17 protein-coding genes and 1 pseudogene are annotated in these 17,588 nt (G+C 70.0%); 8 read left to right on the forward strand and 10 right to left on the reverse strand.

Annotation, left to right across the window (positions count from 1 at the left end):
* Window positions 1–50: 50 nt before the first annotated feature.
* A complete protein-coding gene (ilvD, locus tag MKK51_RS01040) occupies window positions 51–1,781 on the forward strand; it encodes a dihydroxy-acid dehydratase (protein WP_243974443.1) in 1,731 nt (576 codons plus the stop codon).
* On the forward strand, window positions 1,768–2,667 hold the full coding sequence (locus MKK51_RS01045; RefSeq protein WP_243974444.1) for a tetratricopeptide repeat protein: 900 nt from the start codon (window positions 1,768–1,770) through the stop codon (window positions 2,665–2,667). The genes ilvD and MKK51_RS01045 overlap by 14 nt, the downstream gene beginning before the upstream one ends.
* A gap of 39 nt (window positions 2,668–2,706) precedes the next feature.
* On the opposite strand, the gene MKK51_RS01050 is transcribed toward MKK51_RS01045, so the two are convergent.
* The 4 genes from MKK51_RS01050 to xth form a co-directional block, all read right to left on the reverse strand.
* Complete coding sequence (locus MKK51_RS01050; protein WP_243974445.1) at window positions 2,707–3,330, reverse strand: glutathione S-transferase family protein; 624 nt, start codon at window positions 3,328–3,330, stop codon at window positions 2,707–2,709.
* A gap of 65 nt (window positions 3,331–3,395) precedes the next feature.
* On the reverse strand, window positions 3,396–4,052 hold the full coding sequence (locus MKK51_RS01055) for a class I SAM-dependent methyltransferase (protein WP_243974446.1): 657 nt from the start codon (window positions 4,050–4,052) through the stop codon (window positions 3,396–3,398).
* Window positions 4,049–5,296 carry a DUF3419 family protein gene (locus MKK51_RS01060; protein WP_243974447.1) on the reverse strand — a complete coding sequence of 416 codons (1,248 nt, stop codon included), beginning with the start codon at window positions 5,294–5,296 and terminating at the stop codon, window positions 4,049–4,051. The genes MKK51_RS01055 and MKK51_RS01060 overlap by 4 nt, the downstream gene beginning before the upstream one ends.
* A 162-nt stretch (window positions 5,297–5,458) precedes the next feature.
* On the reverse strand, window positions 5,459–6,253 hold the full coding sequence (gene xth / locus MKK51_RS01065; protein WP_243974448.1) for an exodeoxyribonuclease III: 795 nt from the start codon (window positions 6,251–6,253) through the stop codon (window positions 5,459–5,461).
* A gap of 86 nt (window positions 6,254–6,339) precedes the next feature.
* Here xth and MKK51_RS01070 point away from each other — a divergent pair, with 86 nt between their 5' ends.
* The 4 genes from MKK51_RS01070 to MKK51_RS01085 all read left to right on the forward strand — a co-directional run bounded on the left by MKK51_RS01070 (window position 6,340) and on the right by MKK51_RS01085 (window position 10,111).
* Window positions 6,340–7,062, forward strand: a complete 723-nt coding sequence (locus MKK51_RS01070) for a ceramidase domain-containing protein (RefSeq protein WP_243974450.1) — start codon at window positions 6,340–6,342, stop codon at window positions 7,060–7,062.
* A 223-nt stretch (window positions 7,063–7,285) separates the two neighbouring features.
* Window positions 7,286–8,608 (forward strand): homoserine dehydrogenase, encoded by a 1,323-nt coding sequence (locus MKK51_RS01075; protein ID WP_243974452.1) that lies wholly within the window; start codon window positions 7,286–7,288, stop codon window positions 8,606–8,608.
* A gap of 46 nt (window positions 8,609–8,654) precedes the next feature.
* Complete coding sequence (glpX, locus tag MKK51_RS01080; protein ID WP_243974453.1) at window positions 8,655–9,650, forward strand: class II fructose-bisphosphatase; 996 nt, start codon at window positions 8,655–8,657, stop codon at window positions 9,648–9,650.
* Window positions 9,647–10,111, forward strand: a complete 465-nt coding sequence (locus MKK51_RS01085) for a GNAT family N-acetyltransferase (protein WP_243974462.1) — start codon at window positions 9,647–9,649, stop codon at window positions 10,109–10,111. Before glpX ends, MKK51_RS01085 begins: the two co-directional genes overlap by 4 nt.
* A gap of 18 nt (window positions 10,112–10,129) precedes the next feature.
* Here the strand turns inward: MKK51_RS01085 and MKK51_RS01090 are convergent, their stop codons facing one another.
* From MKK51_RS01090 to MKK51_RS01115, 6 genes are all read right to left on the reverse strand, one after another.
* On the reverse strand, window positions 10,130–11,173 hold the full coding sequence (locus MKK51_RS01090) for a YihY/virulence factor BrkB family protein (protein WP_243974454.1): 1,044 nt from the start codon (window positions 11,171–11,173) through the stop codon (window positions 10,130–10,132).
* 232 nt (window positions 11,174–11,405) lie between these two features.
* On the reverse strand, window positions 11,406–11,915 hold the full coding sequence (locus tag MKK51_RS01095) for a lysozyme inhibitor LprI family protein (protein WP_243974455.1): 510 nt from the start codon (window positions 11,913–11,915) through the stop codon (window positions 11,406–11,408).
* Window positions 11,916–11,926: 11 nt separating this feature from the next.
* A complete protein-coding gene (locus MKK51_RS01100; RefSeq protein WP_243974456.1) occupies window positions 11,927–12,799 on the reverse strand; it encodes a tetratricopeptide repeat protein in 873 nt (290 codons plus the stop codon).
* Window positions 12,800–13,122: 323 nt separating this feature from the next.
* A complete protein-coding gene (locus tag MKK51_RS01105) occupies window positions 13,123–14,226 on the reverse strand; it encodes a 5-(carboxyamino)imidazole ribonucleotide synthase (protein WP_243974457.1) in 1,104 nt (367 codons plus the stop codon).
* On the reverse strand, window positions 14,223–14,720 hold the full coding sequence (purE, locus tag MKK51_RS01110; RefSeq protein ID WP_243974458.1) for a 5-(carboxyamino)imidazole ribonucleotide mutase: 498 nt from the start codon (window positions 14,718–14,720) through the stop codon (window positions 14,223–14,225). Before purE ends, MKK51_RS01105 begins: the two co-directional genes overlap by 4 nt.
* Before the next feature lie 167 nt (window positions 14,721–14,887).
* The gene (locus MKK51_RS01115; protein ID WP_018042997.1) at window positions 14,888–15,106 is read right to left on the reverse strand and encodes a YdcH family protein; all 219 of its coding nucleotides are present in this window, start codon (window positions 15,104–15,106) and stop codon (window positions 14,888–14,890) included.
* Between the two features lie 221 nt (window positions 15,107–15,327).
* On the opposite strand from MKK51_RS01115, the gene MKK51_RS01120 reads away from it, so the two are divergent.
* Complete coding sequence (locus tag MKK51_RS01120) at window positions 15,328–15,510, forward strand: YdcH family protein (RefSeq protein WP_018042998.1); 183 nt, start codon at window positions 15,328–15,330, stop codon at window positions 15,508–15,510.
* 166 nt (window positions 15,511–15,676) lie between these two features.
* A pseudogene (locus MKK51_RS01125) lies at window positions 15,677–17,452 on the forward strand (AMP-binding protein); the annotation flags it as partial.
* Window positions 17,453–17,588: the final 136 nt, after the last annotated feature.

The following is a 17,588-nucleotide window of genomic DNA, read 5'->3' on the forward strand; positions in this document are numbered from 1 at the left end:
CGACAGCCGGGCTTCACCCGAAGCGCCTGAGACCGGGGCCGAGAGAGACGATGGACGTGCGTACCACAGACAAGTCGAAGCTTCCGAGCCGCCACGTCACGGAGGGTCCCGAGCGGGCGCCCCACCGTTCGTATCTCTACGCCATGGGCCTGACCAAGGAACAGATCCACCAGCCGCTGGTGGGCGTCGCGTCCTGCTGGAACGAGGCCGCGCCCTGCAACATCTCGCTGATGCGCCAGGCGCAGGCGGTGAAGAAGGGTGTCGCCTCCGCCAACGGCACGCCGCGCGAGTTCTGCACCATCACCGTCACCGACGGCATCGCCATGGGCCATGCCGGCATGCGCGCCTCGCTGCCCTCGCGCGAGGTCATCGCCGATTCGGTCGAGCTGACCATGCGCGGCCATGCCTACGACGCCCTCGTGGGGCTGGCCGGCTGCGACAAGTCCCTGCCGGGCATGATGATGGCCATGGTGCGCCTCAACGTGCCGTCGATCTTCATCTATGGCGGCTCGATCCTGCCCGGCTCGTTCCGGGGCAAGCCCGTGACGGTGCAGGACCTGTTCGAGGCCGTGGGCAAGCACGCCGTCGGCGACATGTCCCTCGACGATCTCGACGAGCTGGAACAGGTCGCCTGTCCCTCGGCCGGCGCCTGCGGCGCGCAGTTCACCGCCAACACCATGGCCACCGTGTCCGAGGCCATCGGCCTCGCGCTGCCCTACTCGGCGGGCGCCCCGGCCCCTTACGAGATCCGCGACAGATTCTGCATGACCGCGGGCGAGAAGGTGATGGAGCTCATCGCCAAGAACATCCGCCCGCGCGACATCGTCACCCGCAAGAGCCTGGAGAACGCCGCCGCCGCCGTAGCCGCTTCTGGCGGCTCCACCAACGCGGCCCTGCACCTGCCGGCGATCGCGCATGAATGCGGCATCAAGTTCGACCTGTTCGACGTGGCCGAGATCTTCAAGCGCACGCCCTACATCGCCGACCTGAAGCCGGGCGGACGCTACGTCGCCAAGGACATGTTCGAGGTCGGCGGCATCCCGCTCCTCATCAAGACCCTGCTCGACCACGGCTTCATCCACGGCGACTGCATGACGGTGACCGGCCGGACCATCGCCGAGAACATGGAGCACGTCGCCTGGAACCCGGACCAGGACGTGGTCCGGCCCGCCAACGCGCCCATCACCGTCACCGGCGGCGTCGTCGGCCTGCGCGGCAACCTCGCGCCGGAAGGCGCCATCGTGAAGGTGGCCGGCATGTCGGAGGACAAGCAGGTCTTCACCGGCCCGGCCCGCGTGTTCGACGGCGAGGAGGCCTGCTTCGAGGCGGTCCAGAAGCGCACCTACAAGGAAGGCGACGTCCTCGTCATCCGCTACGAAGGCCCGAAGGGCGGCCCCGGCATGCGCGAGATGCTCTCGACCACCGCCGCCCTCTACGGCCAGGGCATGGGCGACAAGGTCGCGCTCATCACCGACGGGCGCTTCTCAGGTGCGACGCGCGGCTTCTGCGTCGGCCATGTGGGGCCCGAGGCCGCCATCGGCGGCCCGATCGGCCTGATCCGCGACGGCGACCTGATCACCCTCGACGCGATCAAGGGCACCCTCGACGTGGCCGTGACCGACGAGGAATTCGCCAAGCGCCGGGCGGAATGGACGCCGCGGACCAACACCGCGACCTCCGGCTATCTCTGGAAGTACATGCAGACCGTCGGGCCTGCGGTGGACGGCGCCGTCACCCATCCCGGGGGCGCCGAGGAGATTCAAACCTATGCGGATGTCTAGGACTGACCTTCGCCGGCCCGTGCGGCCGGCAGGGGCCGATCCCGGTCGCGCCGCTCGTCGGGTGAGGCGGATGGGGGCGGCCCTCGGCCTGCTCCTCGTCGGCGCCACCTCGGCGCTGGCGCTGGATCCCGCCGCGCGCACGCCCGTGCCCGCGACGGGCGGTTACCGCACGGCGCGCGAGGCCCTCCGCTCGGGCGTCCGCGACTACAATGCCGGCGACAAGGAAGGGGCCGCCCGCGCCCTCGAATACGCCGCCGGCCAGGGCCATGCCCTCGCCTTGTGGAAGCTCGGCCGCATGTATGCCGAGGGCGACGGCGTGCCCCATGACGACTTGAAGGCGTTCGAGTTCTTCTCGCGGATCGCCGACGACAACACCGATGACGGGCCGGACACGCAGAATTCCGGCGTCGTCGCCAGTGCCTTCACGGCTCTCGGCACGTATTTCCTCGACGGGATCAAGGGCACCTACGTGCGCCCGAACCCGGAGCGGGCCTACGACATGTTCAACTACGCGGCGTCGTATTTCGGCGACCCGAACGCACAGTACAACCTCGCGCGCCTCTACCTCGAAGGGACCGGCGTGGATGCCGACCCGCGTCAGGCGGCGCGCTGGTTCAACCTCGCGGCCGAGAAGGGCCATGCTCCGGCCCAGGCCCTGCTGGGCGACCTGCTGGTGAACGGCCAGGGCGTCCCCGCCCAGCGGGCCCGCGGGCTGATGTGGCTGTCCCTGGCGCGGGACTCGGCGCAGGGGCGCAAGGACGACTGGATCGTCACCCTGTCCGACAAGGCGTGGGCGACCGCCACGGAGGAGGAGAAGGCCCAGGCTCAGGCCCAGGCCCTCCAGGCTCAGTCGCAGGTCACGGGATCGTCGCGCCGCCGGCGATAGGCGATCGCGGATGGGAGCCGCGGACGGCTCCCGGACGGCTCAGTTGGTCGCCGCCGCGATGGCCGTCACGAAGGACGGACGCGCCAGCGTCGCGTCGATATAGGCGGCGAGCTTCGGCCAGCGACCGGCATCGACTGGCTCCTTGGCGAGCCGCAGGTTGTGGAAGGTCGTGGCGACCGCGATGTCGGCGATGCTGAAGGCGCCGCCCACGAGGTAGGGGCCGTCGATCTGGCTCTCCAGGTAATCGTAGAGCTTCGGGAACTCGTCCGTCACCGCCTTGACCGCCACGGCCTCGTCGCCGGGCTTTCCCATTAGGACGGGCTTCACGACGCGCTCCGCGAAGGGCTTGATCAGCACCGGAAACAGCTCGGTATCGCCGAACTTGTCGAACCAGACGGCGCGGGCCCGCTCCTTGGGCGCCTGAGGCCAAAGGGCCGGATCCGGGTGCTTGGCTTCGATATAGGCAGAGATCGCCGAGGAATCGGCCAGCCGGAACCCGTCATCCTCGATCGCCGGGATCTTGCCGAGGGGGCTGCAGGCCTGGAACGACTCGTCCGGCGCATGGAAGAAGACCGGCTTGTGCTCGAAGGCGACGTTTTTCTCGGCCAGCGTGACGAGAATCTTGCGGACGAAGGGCGAATAGCTCGTGCCGTAGAGAATCATGCGGGGAAACAACCTGTTGTGGCGGGAGGAGGGGCAGGCCGTGATGGCTCATGCCGTCCGACGGGTCAGATAGGGCCGCGATCCCGTTCGATCACCCCATGCACGGCGTAACCGCGAAACCGCTGCACGATCCGGGCGCGCCGCCGCGACGATCGTGCGATCTCGCCGAGGGCGTCGGCGAGTCCCTGCCGCGGAGTCACGTCGAACCCCGCGAGCCATCGGTTGAGCAGCCCTCGGGCCGGCCTGGGCAGCCCGCCCTGATCGCCGAAATCGACCACGTGCAGGGCGCCGCCGGGCGCGAGGTGACCGGCGGCCTCGGCGAGGACGGCACGCCAGGGCGGGATCATGGAGAGGGCGTAGGAGATCACGATCCGGTCGAACTGCGCCTCCCCGAACAGGGCGGCGGGGTCGAAGGCGGTGGCGTCGCCGCGGGTGAGGCGGATGCGGTGGGCGAGGCCCGCGCGGGCGGTGGCGCGGGCCGCCGTGTCGAGCATCTCGGCCGAGACGTCGAGGCCGAAGCAGCGGGCCTCCGGGTAGGTCCGCGCGATGCGCACGAGATTGCGCCCGGTGCCGCACCCGATCTCCAGCACACTGCCCCCGGCGGGGGGACGAAGATCGGCGATCATGCCGTCGCGGCCGAGGAGGTAGAACTTTCGGCTCGCATCGTAGATGTGCCGCTGGTGCCGGTACATCCGGTCCATCAGCCGCGCGGCCTCGCTCATGACGCGGCCAGCCGGTAGAGGTGGAACGCGCCGTAGATCGACGAGCGGTCCTGCTCGCCGAAGCGGCGGCTTTCCTCCTCGGCATAATCCCAGGCGCCCAGGATGGAATCCGGGACCCGGCCCGGCAGCCGGCGCTCGTCCGCCGCCGTCCGGAAGATCACGCGGGCGCCGGGCCGGGCGGCGCGGGTGATCTGGGTCCAGAGATCGGTGAGGTCGGCATCCGTCATCCAGTCCTGCGCGTCGAGGAGAATGACGGCATCGACGCTCGCGGCCGGACTCTCGCGGAGACATTCGGTCATCGATTGCTGGCGGAAGCTGAGGCGTCCGGCGCGCTCGCGCAGGGCCGCATGGTTCCCGGCCTGGAGATAGGGCGGCAGCGAAGCGTCGGGCGCGGTGTCGTAGCCGCGTCCGAAGGCCTGCCAGGCGAAGTAGTTGGACCGGACCGGGAAGCCGCAGGCGAGGCGCTCCAGGCGGTGGCGCAGGATCGCCGCCATCCCGCCCGGACCATCCCCGGCGAGGGCGAGGTATTGCGCGGGCGGGATGCCGAGGCCGTAGAGGGAGGCCGGCCGGCGGATCAGCCAGCGGATGAAGGCCTTCTCGAACAGCGGCGCCAGTTCGGCCTCGAAGATCGCCCGCTGCTCGGCCATGTCGCGCGCCGTCAGCACGGCACCGAGGTCGCAGCCGTAGCGGCGGGCGAGCCAATGCCCCGCGCCGATGAAGCGGCCGAGCAGGCCGCAGCGGTAGAAGCCGTCCTCGAAGGCCGAGATGCGGCGGCGCCCGTCGAGGCGCCGCGCCTCCCAGTAGGCGCGGGACGTGGCGTCGAGATGCGGGCTGATGCTCTCGTCATAGGCCGCGACGTTCTCGGGCCGGGTGGGGCGGCCGAAGAAGCCGAAGAAGGCGTCATAGTCGGGCAGGTGCCGGAGGGCGGCGAGCTTCAGCTTCCCCAGGGCCACATGGGCGCCGTTGAGGTCGACGGCGCTGATCCGGCCGGGATTGGCGGTGAGATAGGACAGGGCGTTGCAGCCCCCCGAGGCGATGGTGACGACGTGGTCGTCCGGCTGCAGCCGGAGCGCCGCCATGTCCACCACGGGGTCTTCCCAGATCTGCGGATAGACCAGCCCGCTGAAGGCCGCCGTGAACAGGCGTTCCGACACGCCCGCCTTCGAGAAGGCCCGGTTGCGATGGACGGCCTGGGTGAGACCCAGATTCGTCTCGCGGCGGATGGCCCGTGCTGCGCGCGTCATGCGGGGTCTCGCGTCGCTGGTTGGCGTGGTCGACACAAGCGCCGTTACGGCATCCGCATGACCGCCCGGTGACGGAGGATCATCCACGGGCGGCCCCGGCCAAGGGGAAATCGCGTCCTCCCGTCGGTCCCGCCCGGCGGGTTCATCCCATGCGGGCCCCGTTCAGCGCGGTCGCAGCTCGATCGTCACGGGCACGTGGTCGGAGGGCTTTTCCAGGCCGCGCAGCTGCTTCTGTACGGAAGCCGACACCAGGCGGTCGGCGGCCTGGGGCGAGAGCAGCAGGTGATCGATGCGGATACCCTGGTTCCGCTGCCAGCAGCCGGCCTGATAATCCCAGAACGTGTAGAGGCCGGGGGAGGGGTCGCAGGCGCGCAGGGCCTCGGTGAAGCCCTCCGCCAGGAGCGCGCGGAAGGCCGCGCGGGTCTCGGGCAGGAACAGCGCATCGTTCACCCAGGCGGCCGGATCCGCCGCGTCTTCGGGCTCCGGGATCACGTTGTAATCGCCCGCCAGCACCAGGGCTTCCTCGTCGGCCAGGAGCGCGCGCGCATGCGCCCTCAAGCGCGTCATGAAGCCGAGCTTGTAGGTGTATTTCGGTCCCGGCGTCGGATTGCCGTTGGGCAGGTAGATCGAGGCCACCCGCACGGGCGCCACGTCCTCCCCCGAGATCAGCGCCTCGATGTAGCGGGATTGCTCGTCGGTCTCGTCGCCGGGCAGGCCGCGACGGACCTCGCTCCTGCGGAGCGGCGCCCGCACCAGCAGCGCCACGCCGTTATAGGCCTTCTGCCCCAGGGTCTCGACGGCATAGCCCGCCGCCTCGATCTCGGCACGGGGAAAGCCCTCGTCCTGGCATTTCAACTCCTGCAGGCAGACCACGTCGGGCTTGGCCTCGTCGAGGAAGCCCACGAGATGGCCGACCCGTTGCTTGATCGAATTGATGTTCCAGGTGGCGATCCGCATGGGCTCTGAGATCCGGTCGGAGAGGGCCGACCGTCATCGGGCCTTCGTGCCGGGCTGGCAAGGCGTGAGCACGGGAGGAATACGGGATGTCCGACGGCTGGTTCACACCGATCCGGGCCTATTGCGAGCGCGGGGATGCGGGCTTCTGGGCCGAACCGCTGAATGCCGCCTCCAACGCGGCCTTCCTCGTCGCCGCGTTCCTCGCCTTCCGCCTCGCGGGATCGGGTGCGCGGCGCGACCCGGCCGGGATGGCGCTCGCCGGGCTCGTCGCCCTCGTCGGCATCGGCTCGTTCCTGTTCCACACCCTCGCCGTCCGCTGGGCGATGCTGGCCGACGTGATCCCCATCGCCCTCTTCATCTACGCCTATTTCTTCCTCGCCCTGCGGCGCCTCCTCGGGCTCTCCATCGTTCCGGCGATCCTGGCGACGCTCGCCTTCGCCGCCTTCGCCGCCGGGCTGGAGCCGGCCCTCGACGCGCTCGCGGGCCAATCGGTCGAGAGGTTCAGCAATGGCTCCATCGCCTACGCGCCCGCCATCCTGGCCCTGATCGGTGTCGCGGCCGGCCTGCTGATGCCGCAGGCCTGTCCCCTCGGCCCGGCCCGGCGCCGCGCCGGCCTCTCGCTCCTGGCCATCGCCGCTCTGTTCGCCCTCTCGCTCGCTGTCCGCACCCTGGACGCCGCCCTGTGCCCGAGCCTGCCGATCGGCACCCACTTCCTCTGGCATTGTCTCAACGCCGCCGTCCTGTACGGCCTCGTCGCCACCGCATGGCGCTTCAAGGCCGAGGTGGATGACCGACGCTCCGCACCCTGAGAGGGACGGCCCCCTCGGTCTCCGACATGTCCGCTCGACGGCACGCCGCGAGGAACCGCGGACTTTCTCGCGCGACCAGGTTTTCTTGCACGGCCAGGTTTTCTTGCACGGCACAGGGATTCGTTGCAGAAGAGCCGGCCGTTCGAAGGAGCGGCGTCACGCACAGGCTTGACCGACGGGTTGCCCGCGCTCGGCCGAGCGAAGTCAGATACGGATCGCGTCCATGTCACAGAGCCTCCGCCTCGGCGTCGCCGGTCTCGGCACCGTCGGCGCTTCCGTCGTCCGGATGGTGGCTCGGCGCGCGGACGCCATCGCCGCCGCCACGGGGCGCGCGGTGCGCGTCACCGCCGTCTCCTCCCGCGACAGGACCCGCGACCGCGGCCTCGATCTCTCGGGCGTGACCTGGTTCGACGATCCCGTCGCCCTGGCCTCCTCCGGCGAGGTCGATTGCGTGGTGGAACTCATCGGCGGCTCGGAAGGCCCGGCCAAGGCCACGGTGGAAGCCGCCATCGCGGCCGGCAAGCACGTGGTTACCGCCAACAAGGCGCTGCTCGCCCATCACGGCGCGGCCCTGGCGAAGGCTGCCGAGGCCAAGGGCGTCACCCTGGCCTACGAGGCCTCCGTCGCCGGCGGCATCCCGGTCATCAAGGTCCTGCGCGAGGGGCTCACCGGCAACGCCGTGTCGCGCGTCTACGGGATCATGAACGGCACCTGCAACTACATCCTCACGCGGATGGAGCGCGAGGGCCTGACCTTCGAGGCCTGCCTCAAGGACGCGCAGGCCCTGGGCTATGCCGAGGCCGACCCGACCTTCGACGTCGAGGGCTTCGATACCGCGCACAAGCTCGCCATCCTCGTCAGCCTCGCCTTCGGGGTCGAGATCGACGCGGACGGCGTCTCGGTGGAAGGCATCTCGGCGATCCAGCCCCTGGATCTGACCATGGCCGAGGAGCTCGGCTACCGGATCAAGCTGCTCGGCGTCGCGCAGGTGGCCGAGGGCGGCATCGAGCAGCGCGTCCACCCGACCATGGTGCCGAAATCCTCCGCCATCGCCCAGGTGATGGGCGTCACCAACGCCGTCACCATCGATGCGGACGCGGTGGGAGAGCTCACCCTGATCGGCCCGGGAGCCGGCGGCGAGGCGACCGCCTCGGCGGTGGTGGCCGACATCGCCGACATCGCGGCCGGCGTCGCGCGCCCGACCTTCGGGCGCCCCGCCACCAGCCTCGCCCCCTCCGAGAGGGTGGCGATGCAGCGGCACGAGGGCGGCTACTACATCCGCCTCACGGTCCACGACCGGCCCGGCGTCGCGGCCGGCGTCGCCACGCGGATGGCCGAGCGCGACATCTCTATCGAGAGCATCCTGCAGCGCCGCTCGGAGAGCGCCGCCACCAAGGATCCGCACGGCCGCTCCGGCCAGCCGGTGCCCCTGGTGCTGATCACCTACGCCGCCACCGAAGGCACCATCCGCGCGGCGCTCGACGCCATCGCGGCCGATGGCCTCCTCGCCGAGGCGCCGCAATTGATCCGGATCGAACGCGAGTAAGAAGGCCGCCCATCGCGGCCCAGACACAACCAGGGACGGGACCAGGATGGCGGACGGAACGATTGGGCAGACGGGACGTCCGGTGTCCCGCACCATGAGCCTCGAACTGGCGCGGGTGACCGAACGCGCCGCCATCGCCGCCGCACGCCTGCGCGGGCAGGGGCGGGAGAAGGAGGCCGACCAAGCCGCCGTCGACGCCATGCGGCGCGAGCTCAACCTTCTCCCCATCAACGGCACCGTCGTCATCGGCGAGGGTGAGCGCGACGAAGCACCGATGCTCTATATCGGCGAGCAGCTCGGCACCGGCGCCGGCCCGAAGGTGGACATCGCCGTCGATCCCCTGGAGGGGACGACCCTCTGCGCCAAGGACATGCCCGGCGCCATCGCGGTGATGGCCCTGGCCGAGCACGGGTCGCTGCTGGCGGCGCCCGACGTCTACATGCAGAAGATCGCCATCGGCCCCGGCTATCCCCAGGGCCTCGTCGATCTCGATGCCAGCCCGGCCGACAACATCGCCGCGCTCGCCCGGCACAAGGGCTGCGACCCGTCCGAAATCACCGCAATCATCCTCGACCGGCCGCGCCACATGGCGCTCGTCGCGGCCGTGCGCGAGACCGGCGCGGGCATCCGCCTGATCTCGGACGGCGACATCGCCGGCATCATCCACACGACGAGCCCCGACGAGACCGGCGCCGACATCTATCTCGGCATCGGCGCGGCCCCCGAAGGCGTGATCGCGGCCGGAGCCCTGCGCTGCATCGGCGGCCACATGCAGGGCCGGCTGATCCTCGACAGCCACGACAAGCGCGAGCGCGCCGCGCGCATGGGCATCAGCGATCCGAATCGCAAATACGAGCTCGCCGACCTGGCGCGGGGCGACGTGATCGTGGCCGCCACCGGCGTCACCGACGGCGCGCTCCTGCAGGGCGTGCGATTCAAGTCCGGCATGATCGTGACCGAGACGGTGGTCTATCGCTCCGCCACCGGCACGGTCCGCCGCATCGTCGGCGAGCATCGCCGGCCCGAGCGGTTCGAGGCCTGACCGCCGTGCCGGGCCTCGCGATCCGCGCCGTCCGGCCCGACGAGCGCGCGGCCTGGGAGGGATTGTGGTCGGCCTATCTCGACTTCTACCGGGCCACGATCGGCCCGGAGATGCGCGACCTGACCTGGTCTCGGCTTCACGATCCCCTCGTACCGCTCCATGCCTTCGTGGCCGAGGACGAGGGCGCGCTGGTGGGGCTCGTCCATTACATCTTCCACGCTTCGGCCTGGACGCGCGGGCCCTACTGCTACCTGCAGGACCTGTTCACGGCGCCGTCGTCGCGGGGCAGGGGGATCGCGCGCGCCCTCATCGAGGCGGTCGCATCGGAGGCCCGTCACGCCGGCGCCGACCGGGTCTATTGGCTGACCATGGAGGACAACGCGCCGGCCCGCGCCCTCTACGATACCCTCGCCGACCGGTCGGGCTTCATCCAGTACCGGCGCTTCCTGACCCGGGGGTAAGCGGACGGCCCAGCAGCTCTAATCCCGGCCCGGCCCGACACTGTCGGCGGCGAAGGCGTCCCGGCCGCCGAGGGGTTTCGGCCTTCCCTCGGTGCTGTCGCGGGCGGTCTGGCGTTCCATCTCCGAATTGATCTCGGCACCGAGCAGGACGACCACGATCGACAGCCACATCCACGACATCAAGCCGATGCCGGCGCCGAGCGACCCGTAGATGCGGTTGTAGCTGTCGAAGCTCGCGACGTACCAGGAGAACACCCCGGAGGTGCAGACCCAGAGAAACGCCGCCAGGGCACTGCCCCAGGTGACCCAGCGCCATTTCGCCCGGCGCCGGCTCGGGCCGTAGCGATAGATCAGCGACAGGCTCAGGCTCACCACGACCAGGATGACCGGCCAGCGCGCCACGGACAGGATCCTGTCGGCCAATCCCCCGAACCCGACGCGCTCCATGATCGCGGGAAGGACGACGACCACGCTGATCGTCAGGAGGAGAAACGCGGCGCCGCCGAGGGTGAACAGGAAGGTCGTGGCATAGAACCGGACGAGGGTCCGGTCCTCCCGCTCCCGGTAGATGACGTTGAGGGCATCGAAGAGGGCGCTGACGCCGGAATTCGCGCTCCACAGGGCGATGAGGAGGCTGATCGTCGAGGTGAGGCCGAGCGACCCCGTGCTGCGTTCGGCGATCCGCACGAGCTGCTCGGACAGAAGCTCGAGGGCGGCGGCGGGGAGGATGTAGGTGAGGAGCCCCACGTGCTGGCTGATCACGGCGGGATCGGAAAACACCCCGTAGATCGAGACCACGGCGACGAGACCGGGAAACACCGCGAGCAGGGCGAAGAAGGCGACGCCGCCGGCGGTGGTCAGCACGCGATCCTGCGGCAGGGCCCACAGGACGCGCCAGAGGATGTCCTTCCATCCCGCCTCCGGAATGTCGGAGGGACGGCTCGCATCGCGGCCCCGGTCCGGCTCCCGCGCCCGCTGCCGTGCCGTCTCGAGGGCGGCGGCATCCTGCGACCGCGTGCCCACCGAGCGCCAGTCGTCTCCCTCGTCGACGTCCTCAGCCATGGCTACGTCTCTGTGGTGGCCGGCGACGCCAAGGGACCGACCAATACGTGTCCCAAGCCGACGGTCAGCCGCGAACCCAGCTTATGGCATCGGGCACGCAGGTGCATCGGCTTTCGAAACGGCCGACGCAACGGCGAACCGCTCAAGGGCAGAACGGTCTTCGGGCCTGCTGCGAACGCGTGTGAGGGGGCGGCGGCCCCTCATCCATCGGCCTTGGACCACGGCCCCACAACTATCGTTCGGTCAGCGCCGCCTTGATCCGGTCGAGGTCGAGGGCGCGTCGGCCGGTCTGGATCTGCAGGCATTCGCCGCTCAGCGGGCCGATGATCGAGCCGCCGGGATAGACGAGGGACGGCCAGTCGCAGGCCTTGTCGCGGAAGGCGATCCAGGCACGCTGGGCGTCGCGCAGGGAGAGGTCGGCGCTCTCGCTCATGGCGGCGCCCACATCCTTGTAGGTCCGGTTGAGGCGCGTATCCCAGGCCGCGATCTCACGGGCGTAGCACCCGTTCATGCCCATGGTGGACGAGCCCGAACCGTCCGGCGCATCGATGCAGGGCTGGGACACCCGCCCGATGCAGGACAGGCGCGCGCCGTCATCCTTGGCGAATGCGACGCAGCGCTCGATCGTCGCGAGATCGGACGAGGCCTGGCGCCCCGTATCCGTCTGGGCGACGGCGCCCCCGCCCGAGGACAGCGCGAGCATCGCCAAGGCGACGATACCGTTCGGGACACCTCGGCGCATGGCGCGACGCCTCAGTTGAACAGCGACCCGACGCCGCCGGAGACGCGCCCCAGCCCCTGCTTGGCCACCGGGTTGCCCGGCTCCAGCTGGGCGGCGCGCTGGTAGCTCTCCATCGCCTCCTTCTTGCGGTTCGTCTTCTCGTAGGCGAGACCGCGATAGGCCCAGGAGCTGGCGTCCTTGTTGTTGACGTTGAGGGCCGCGTTGTAGTCCTCGATCGCCTTGTCGAACTGGTTCGTGGCGATGAGGCTCTGGCCCCGCGCGGCGTAGGGGGCCGCGACGAAGGGATTGCGGTCGATGGCGGCGTCGAAATCGCCGATGGCCTGGGTGTTCTGGCCCTGGCGCTGACGCACGAGACCGCGGGCATGATACGCCTCGGCCGATTCCGGCGTCAGGCGGATCGCCTGGTTCAAGTCCGACATCGCCCCGTCGAGATCGCCCTGGGCGCGCAGCACGTTGGCGCGGCCGATATAGGCGGGGCCGTAGTTCGGATCGGCCGAGATGGCCTTCGAGAAATCGGCGAGCGCGGCGTCGTTGCGGCCGGTCTGGCGGTAGGCCAGCGCCCGGTTGTTGTAGGCGGAGGCCGAGTTCGGATCGATCTGCACGGCTTTCGAGAAGTCGCCGATGGCGTCGTTGAACTGGCCCGAGCGGGCATAGGCCGCGCCGCGGGTGACGTAGGCGCCGGCATCGGTGGGATTGCGCTGGATCACCTCGGTGAGGGAGGCGATGTTGACGTTGGTGGCGCCGGTGGCGTCGCTCTCGACCACGGCGAACTGGCGCGTCGCCGCCGCCCCGCCACCGCCATAGGTCTCACACCCGGCCAAAGCCGCCGCGATCGCCACGGCCCCGACCAGACCCGCCTTCGCGCGCGGCACTACAAACGTCATTGCCCCTCTCCCCTCGGGATCGCCATGCCCCCGAGGCACGCTCCCGTCCGCTACTGTCGGCCATCCCATCGCCGGCACGCCTCGAAGGGGCTCGGAACGGCAGGGTGACGACGAATCCCGGCACGATCCCGCATCGCGGTGAACACGCGCTTAAGGAGCGCCGGCCCACCCGCTGAAGCGGCGCGATGTGGCGAAGGTATGGCTCGGTCCGGGGCTGGGCCGAGATGGCGCCGGGAGGGGTGGAGGCGGTGCCCTGGTGTGGCAGATAGAGCGCAGTTTCGTGACCCCGGCCGCGCGCGAGACGGGGTCGGGCGCCGCCCCGTCTAGGCGGCCGGGATCACCCGTGTGACGTGGCCCATCTTGCGGCCGGGCCGTGCCTCGCCCTTGCCGTAGAGGTGGAGATGCGCGCCGGGTTCGGCGAGCAGGGCCTGCCAGGCGTCGATGTCGTCGCCGATCAGGTTCCGCATCTCGACGGAGGCGCCGGCGACGCGGGAGGCATCGCCCAGGGGCCAGCCGCAGACGGCGCGGACATGCTGGGCGAATTGCGACGTCACCGCCCCTTCGATGGTCCAGTGACCGGAATTGTGCACCCGCGGCGCGATCTCGTTGACGATCAGGTGCTCGCCGGCCTCGTCGCGCACCAGGAACATCTCGACGGCGAGGATTCCCACGTAGTCCAGCGCCTCGGCGATCCGGCGGGCGATCTCCACCGCATTCCGGGCGGTCTCGTCCGACAGGTTCGGGGCCGGCACGCGGGTGAGGGCCAGGATGTGGTCGCGGTGCTCGTTCTCGCACAGGTCGAAGGCCGCGAAGCTCCCGTCGGGGGAACGGGCGGCCACCACCGAGACCTCGCGCTCGAAGGGGACGAACCCTTCGAGGATGAGCGGCGCGCCGCCGAACTCGGCGAAGATCGCGTTGCGGTCGCCCTCTTCGGCGGTGCGGATGATGCGCTGGCCCTTGCCGTCGTAGCCGAAGCGGCGGGTCTTCAGCACGGCGGGCAGGCCGATCGACTCCAGGGCGCGGGCGAGGTCGTCCGGCGTGTCGACCTGCCGGAACGGCGCGGTCGGAATGCCGAGACCGTTGATGAAGCTCTTTTCGGAGAGCCGGTCCTGCGTGGTGGACAACGCATCGGCGCTCGGGCGAAGGGGGGCGTGGTGCGCCAGCAGGTCGGCGGTCTGGCGCGGAATGTTCTCGAACTCGTAAGTCACGGCGTCGACGCTCGCCGCGAACCGGGCCAGGGCCTCGGCATCGTCATAGGCAGCGCAGGTCGTTTCGGCCGCCACGTCGAAGGCCGGGCTCGTCGCGTCGGGGGCGTAGACATGGACCCTGAGGCCGTAATTGGCCGCGGCCAGCGCGATCATGCGGCCGAGCTGGCCGCCGCCGACGATGCCGAGGGTGGAACCGGGCGCAAGGGAGATATGGGTCACGAAATCTGTGTCTCCGGCCTCTCGGCCACGGATGCGGTCTGCGCGGCCCGCCACGCGTCGAGGCGCCCGGCGAGGGCGGTGTCGGTCAGCGCCAGGACGGCGGCGGCGAGGAGGGCCGCGTTGACGGCCCCGGCCCGGCCGATGGCGAGGGTGCCCACGGGAATGCCGGCCGGCATCTGCACGATGGACAGCAGGCTGTCCTGGCCGGACAGGGCCTTGGATTCCACCGGGACGCCGAAGACCGGCAGCGGCGTCATGGAGGCGGTCATGCCGGGCAGATGCGCGGCCCCGCCGGCGCCCGCGATGACGACCTTGTAGCCCGCTTGTCTGGCACCCTTGGCGAAGGCGACGAGGCGGTCCGGCGTGCGGTGGGCGGAAACGATGAACGCCTCGTGCGGCACGCCCAGGGCGTCGAGGGTGTCGGCGGCATGCTGCATGGTCGCCCAGTCCGACTGGCTTCCCATGATGATCGCGACCGGGGGCGCTCCCGCCATCGTCGTCACTTCCTTCCCGAGACGATCACGGCCGCCTGATCCTGCACGGCCGGATCAGGGCCATGAACGCTCGGCGGCGCGATCCCGGGAAGCATCTGGCGACCCGATCTTGCCGCATACGCGGGCGGGCGCCCGCCCGCAAGCCGGCGCTCGGGCCAAGCCACAGCTCAGGCGATGATGTCGGGCGTGATCTGGTCCTCGAGATAGGAGATCCTGTCCCGCAGCCCGAGCTTGCGGCGCTTGAGGCGCTGGATCTGCAGCTGGTCGCCGGCGACGCTGAGTTCCAATGCGTCGATGGCCCCGTCGAGGTCGCGGTGCTCCTGGCGGAGCCGCGCCAGCTCCTCGACGAACTCCGCCGTCCCGTTGTCCTCGAACTCGCCCGCCATCGCACCTGCAGCCTCGACACGCCCTTTAGCGAAACCATGCGGCACCGGCGCTTCTGCGGCAAGGCAGTGCCCGTAAATGGCGCTGGAAGACGCTTCTTCCACGCGGAAGGGATCCGCCGATCGTGATTAACCAATGTTGGCCCGAGGCCGATTTCGGTTTCGACAGCCGGCTCATACTATGCCACTCTGCCTGAGTCGGAACGAGACAGGAGAAACGACTCATGTCGCTGCAGACGCATCTGAGCCAGCTCGCCCTCAAGCACGAAGCCCTCGAGCGGGAAATCCACTCCGCGATTCAAAGCCCGTCCGAGAACGATCTTCGGATCGCGGAATTGAAGCGACGCAAACTTCACCTGAAGGACGAGATCAATCGGCTGCGTGCCGAAACGGACTCGGTGCATTAGCCAGTTCCCCATCATTCCCCTTCCTTGACTGACCTTTGCCGCCGCGCTGCCCAGCGCGGCGGTTTTCGTTCGTGTCGACGACGCCCGTCTCGCCTTGGACGCGGCCTGAGCTACACTCCCTGATCAAGCCGGCATCCTTCGACCGGCCATCCGGGGACGAACCGCCATGGACAGTGCCGCAACACCTCCCGAATCGGCTGGTGCACCTGACGCCTACCGCCCGGTCCATGCCGCCTCCCTCGCCGATCCCGAGGGCTTCTGGCTGAAGGCCGCCGCCGCCCTCGACTGGGAGACCGCCCCGTCGCGCGCCTTCGACCCGGAGGCGGGCGCCTATGGCCGCTGGTTTCCCGACGCAAGGCTGAACGCCTGCCACAACGCCGTCGACCGGCACGTGGCGATGGGGCGGGGCGAGCAGGCGGCGATCCTGTACGATTCGCCCGTCACGGGCACGAAGCGCACGATCAGCTACGCGAGCCTGCAGGACGAGGTGGCGACGCTGGCCGGCATCCTCGCCCTGCTCGGGGTGGAGAAGGGCGACCGGGTCGTCCTCTACATGCCGATGATCCCCGAAGCCCTGTTCGGGATGCTCGCCTGCGCACGCCTCGGCGCGGTCCATTCCGTCGTGTTCGGCGGGTTCGCCGCCAACGAACTCGCCATCCGCATCGCGGACGCCGCCCCGAAGGTGGTGCTCGCCGCCTCCTGCGGCATCGAACCGAGCCGGGTGGTGCCCTACAAGCCGCTGCTCGACGCGGCCATCGCCGCCTCGCCGCACAAGCCGGACGCGTGCCTCGTCCTCCAGCGCCCTTAGGCCGAGGCGGGACTGGTGGAGGGGCGGGACCGCGACTGGGCCGAGACCGTGACCCGCGCGAAGGCCGCCGGGATCAGCGCCGAATGCGTCCCCGTCGCGGCCACCGACCCGCTCTACATCCTCTATACCTCGGGCACGACGGGCAAGCCCAAGGGCGTGGTGCGCGATACCGGCGGCTATTGCGTGGCGCTGTCGTGGTCGATGCCCAACCTCTACGACGTGAAACCGGGCGAGGTGTATTTCTGCGCCTCCGATATCGGCTGGGTGGTGGGCCATTCCTACATCGTCTACGCGCCGCTGCTGCACGGCTGCACCACCGTGCTCTACGAGGGCAAGCCGGTGGGCACGCCCGATGCCGGGGCGCTCTGGCGGGTCGCGGCGGAATACGGCGTCGCCTGCCTGTTCACGGCGCCGACGGCGCTTCGCGCAATCAAGAAGGACGATCCCCGCGCCGAACTCGTCGCCTCCTACGACCTCTCCGGATTCCGCTCCCTGTTCCTCGCCGGCGAGCGCGCCGACCCGGATTCGGTCGCCTGGGCCGAGCGCGCCCTGGACCGGCCGGTGATCGACCATTGGTGGCAGACGGAAACCGGCTGGGCCATCGCCGGCAATCCGGTGGGGATCGGCATGCTCCCGGTCAAGCACGGCAGCGCCTGCGTGCCGATGCCGGGCTACGACCTCGCGGTGCTCGACGAGGCCGGCAAGCCGCTGCCCCCCGACACGATGGGCACGATCGCCCTGCGGCTCCCCCTCCCGCCCGGCTGCCTGCCGACCCTGTGGGGCTCCGACGAGCGCTTCCGCCAGAGCTACCTCACCACCTATCCCGGCTGGTACGACACCTCGGATGCCGGGATCGTCGATGTGGAGGGCTACGTCACCGTGCTGGGGCGCACCGACGACATCATCAACGTCGCCGGGCACCGGCTCTCCACCGGGGGGATGGAGGCGGTTCTGGCCGCCCATCCCGATGTCGCCGAATGCGCCGTCATCGGCATCCGCGATGCGCTGAAGGGCGAACAGCCCTGCGGCTTCGTCGTTCTGAAATCCGGGGTCTCCCGCGACACCGCCGAGATCGAGCGCGAGCTCGTCGCCTCCATCCGCGAGCGCATCGGCCCCGTGGCGGCGTTCAAGCTAGAGCGGTGTCCGACCGATTTGAATCGTCTGGGGTTTCGAGAGCGGCGCAGATGTGATTCGATGCCTGGCTTTCCAGGAGGAGAGCCGAATGCCCTCAGCCCTGTCAGCCGATCTGCGTGAACGCGTCGTGGCAGCG

The sequence above is a fragment of the Methylobacterium sp. E-045 genome, assembly GCF_022829685.1.
GTDB lineage: Bacteria > Pseudomonadota > Alphaproteobacteria > Rhizobiales > Beijerinckiaceae > Methylobacterium.

What these genes read in the sequence shown, in the direction of transcription:
- ilvD (WP_243974443.1), top strand. Translation starts at nt 51, where the DNA reads ATGGACGTGCGTACCACAGACAAGTCGAAGCTTCCGAGCCGCCACGTC.
- MKK51_RS01045 (WP_243974444.1), top strand. Translation starts at nt 1,768, where the DNA reads ATGCGGATGTCTAGGACTGACCTTCGCCGGCCCGTGCGGCCGGCAGGG.
- MKK51_RS01050 (WP_243974445.1), bottom strand. Translation starts at nt 3,330, where the DNA reads ATGATTCTCTACGGCACGAGCTATTCGCCCTTCGTCCGCAAGATTCTC.
- MKK51_RS01055 (WP_243974446.1), bottom strand. Translation starts at nt 4,052, where the DNA reads ATGAGCGAGGCCGCGCGGCTGATGGACCGGATGTACCGGCACCAGCGG.
- MKK51_RS01060 (WP_243974447.1), bottom strand. Translation starts at nt 5,296, where the DNA reads ATGACGCGCGCAGCACGGGCCATCCGCCGCGAGACGAATCTGGGTCTC.
- xth (WP_243974448.1), bottom strand. Translation starts at nt 6,253, where the DNA reads ATGCGGATCGCCACCTGGAACATCAATTCGATCAAGCAACGGGTCGGC.
- MKK51_RS01070 (WP_243974450.1), top strand. Translation starts at nt 6,340, where the DNA reads ATGTCCGACGGCTGGTTCACACCGATCCGGGCCTATTGCGAGCGCGGG.
- MKK51_RS01075 (WP_243974452.1), top strand. Translation starts at nt 7,286, where the DNA reads ATGTCACAGAGCCTCCGCCTCGGCGTCGCCGGTCTCGGCACCGTCGGC.
- glpX (WP_243974453.1), top strand. Translation starts at nt 8,655, where the DNA reads ATGGCGGACGGAACGATTGGGCAGACGGGACGTCCGGTGTCCCGCACC.
- MKK51_RS01090 (WP_243974454.1), bottom strand. Translation starts at nt 11,173, where the DNA reads ATGGCTGAGGACGTCGACGAGGGAGACGACTGGCGCTCGGTGGGCACG.
- MKK51_RS01095 (WP_243974455.1), bottom strand. Translation starts at nt 11,915, where the DNA reads ATGCGCCGAGGTGTCCCGAACGGTATCGTCGCCTTGGCGATGCTCGCG.
- MKK51_RS01100 (WP_243974456.1), bottom strand. Translation starts at nt 12,799, where the DNA reads ATGACGTTTGTAGTGCCGCGCGCGAAGGCGGGTCTGGTCGGGGCCGTG.
- purE (WP_243974458.1), bottom strand. Translation starts at nt 14,720, where the DNA reads ATGGCGGGAGCGCCCCCGGTCGCGATCATCATGGGAAGCCAGTCGGAC.
- MKK51_RS01115 (WP_018042997.1), bottom strand. Translation starts at nt 15,106, where the DNA reads ATGGCGGGCGAGTTCGAGGACAACGGGACGGCGGAGTTCGTCGAGGAG.
- MKK51_RS01120 (WP_018042998.1), top strand. Translation starts at nt 15,328, where the DNA reads ATGTCGCTGCAGACGCATCTGAGCCAGCTCGCCCTCAAGCACGAAGCC.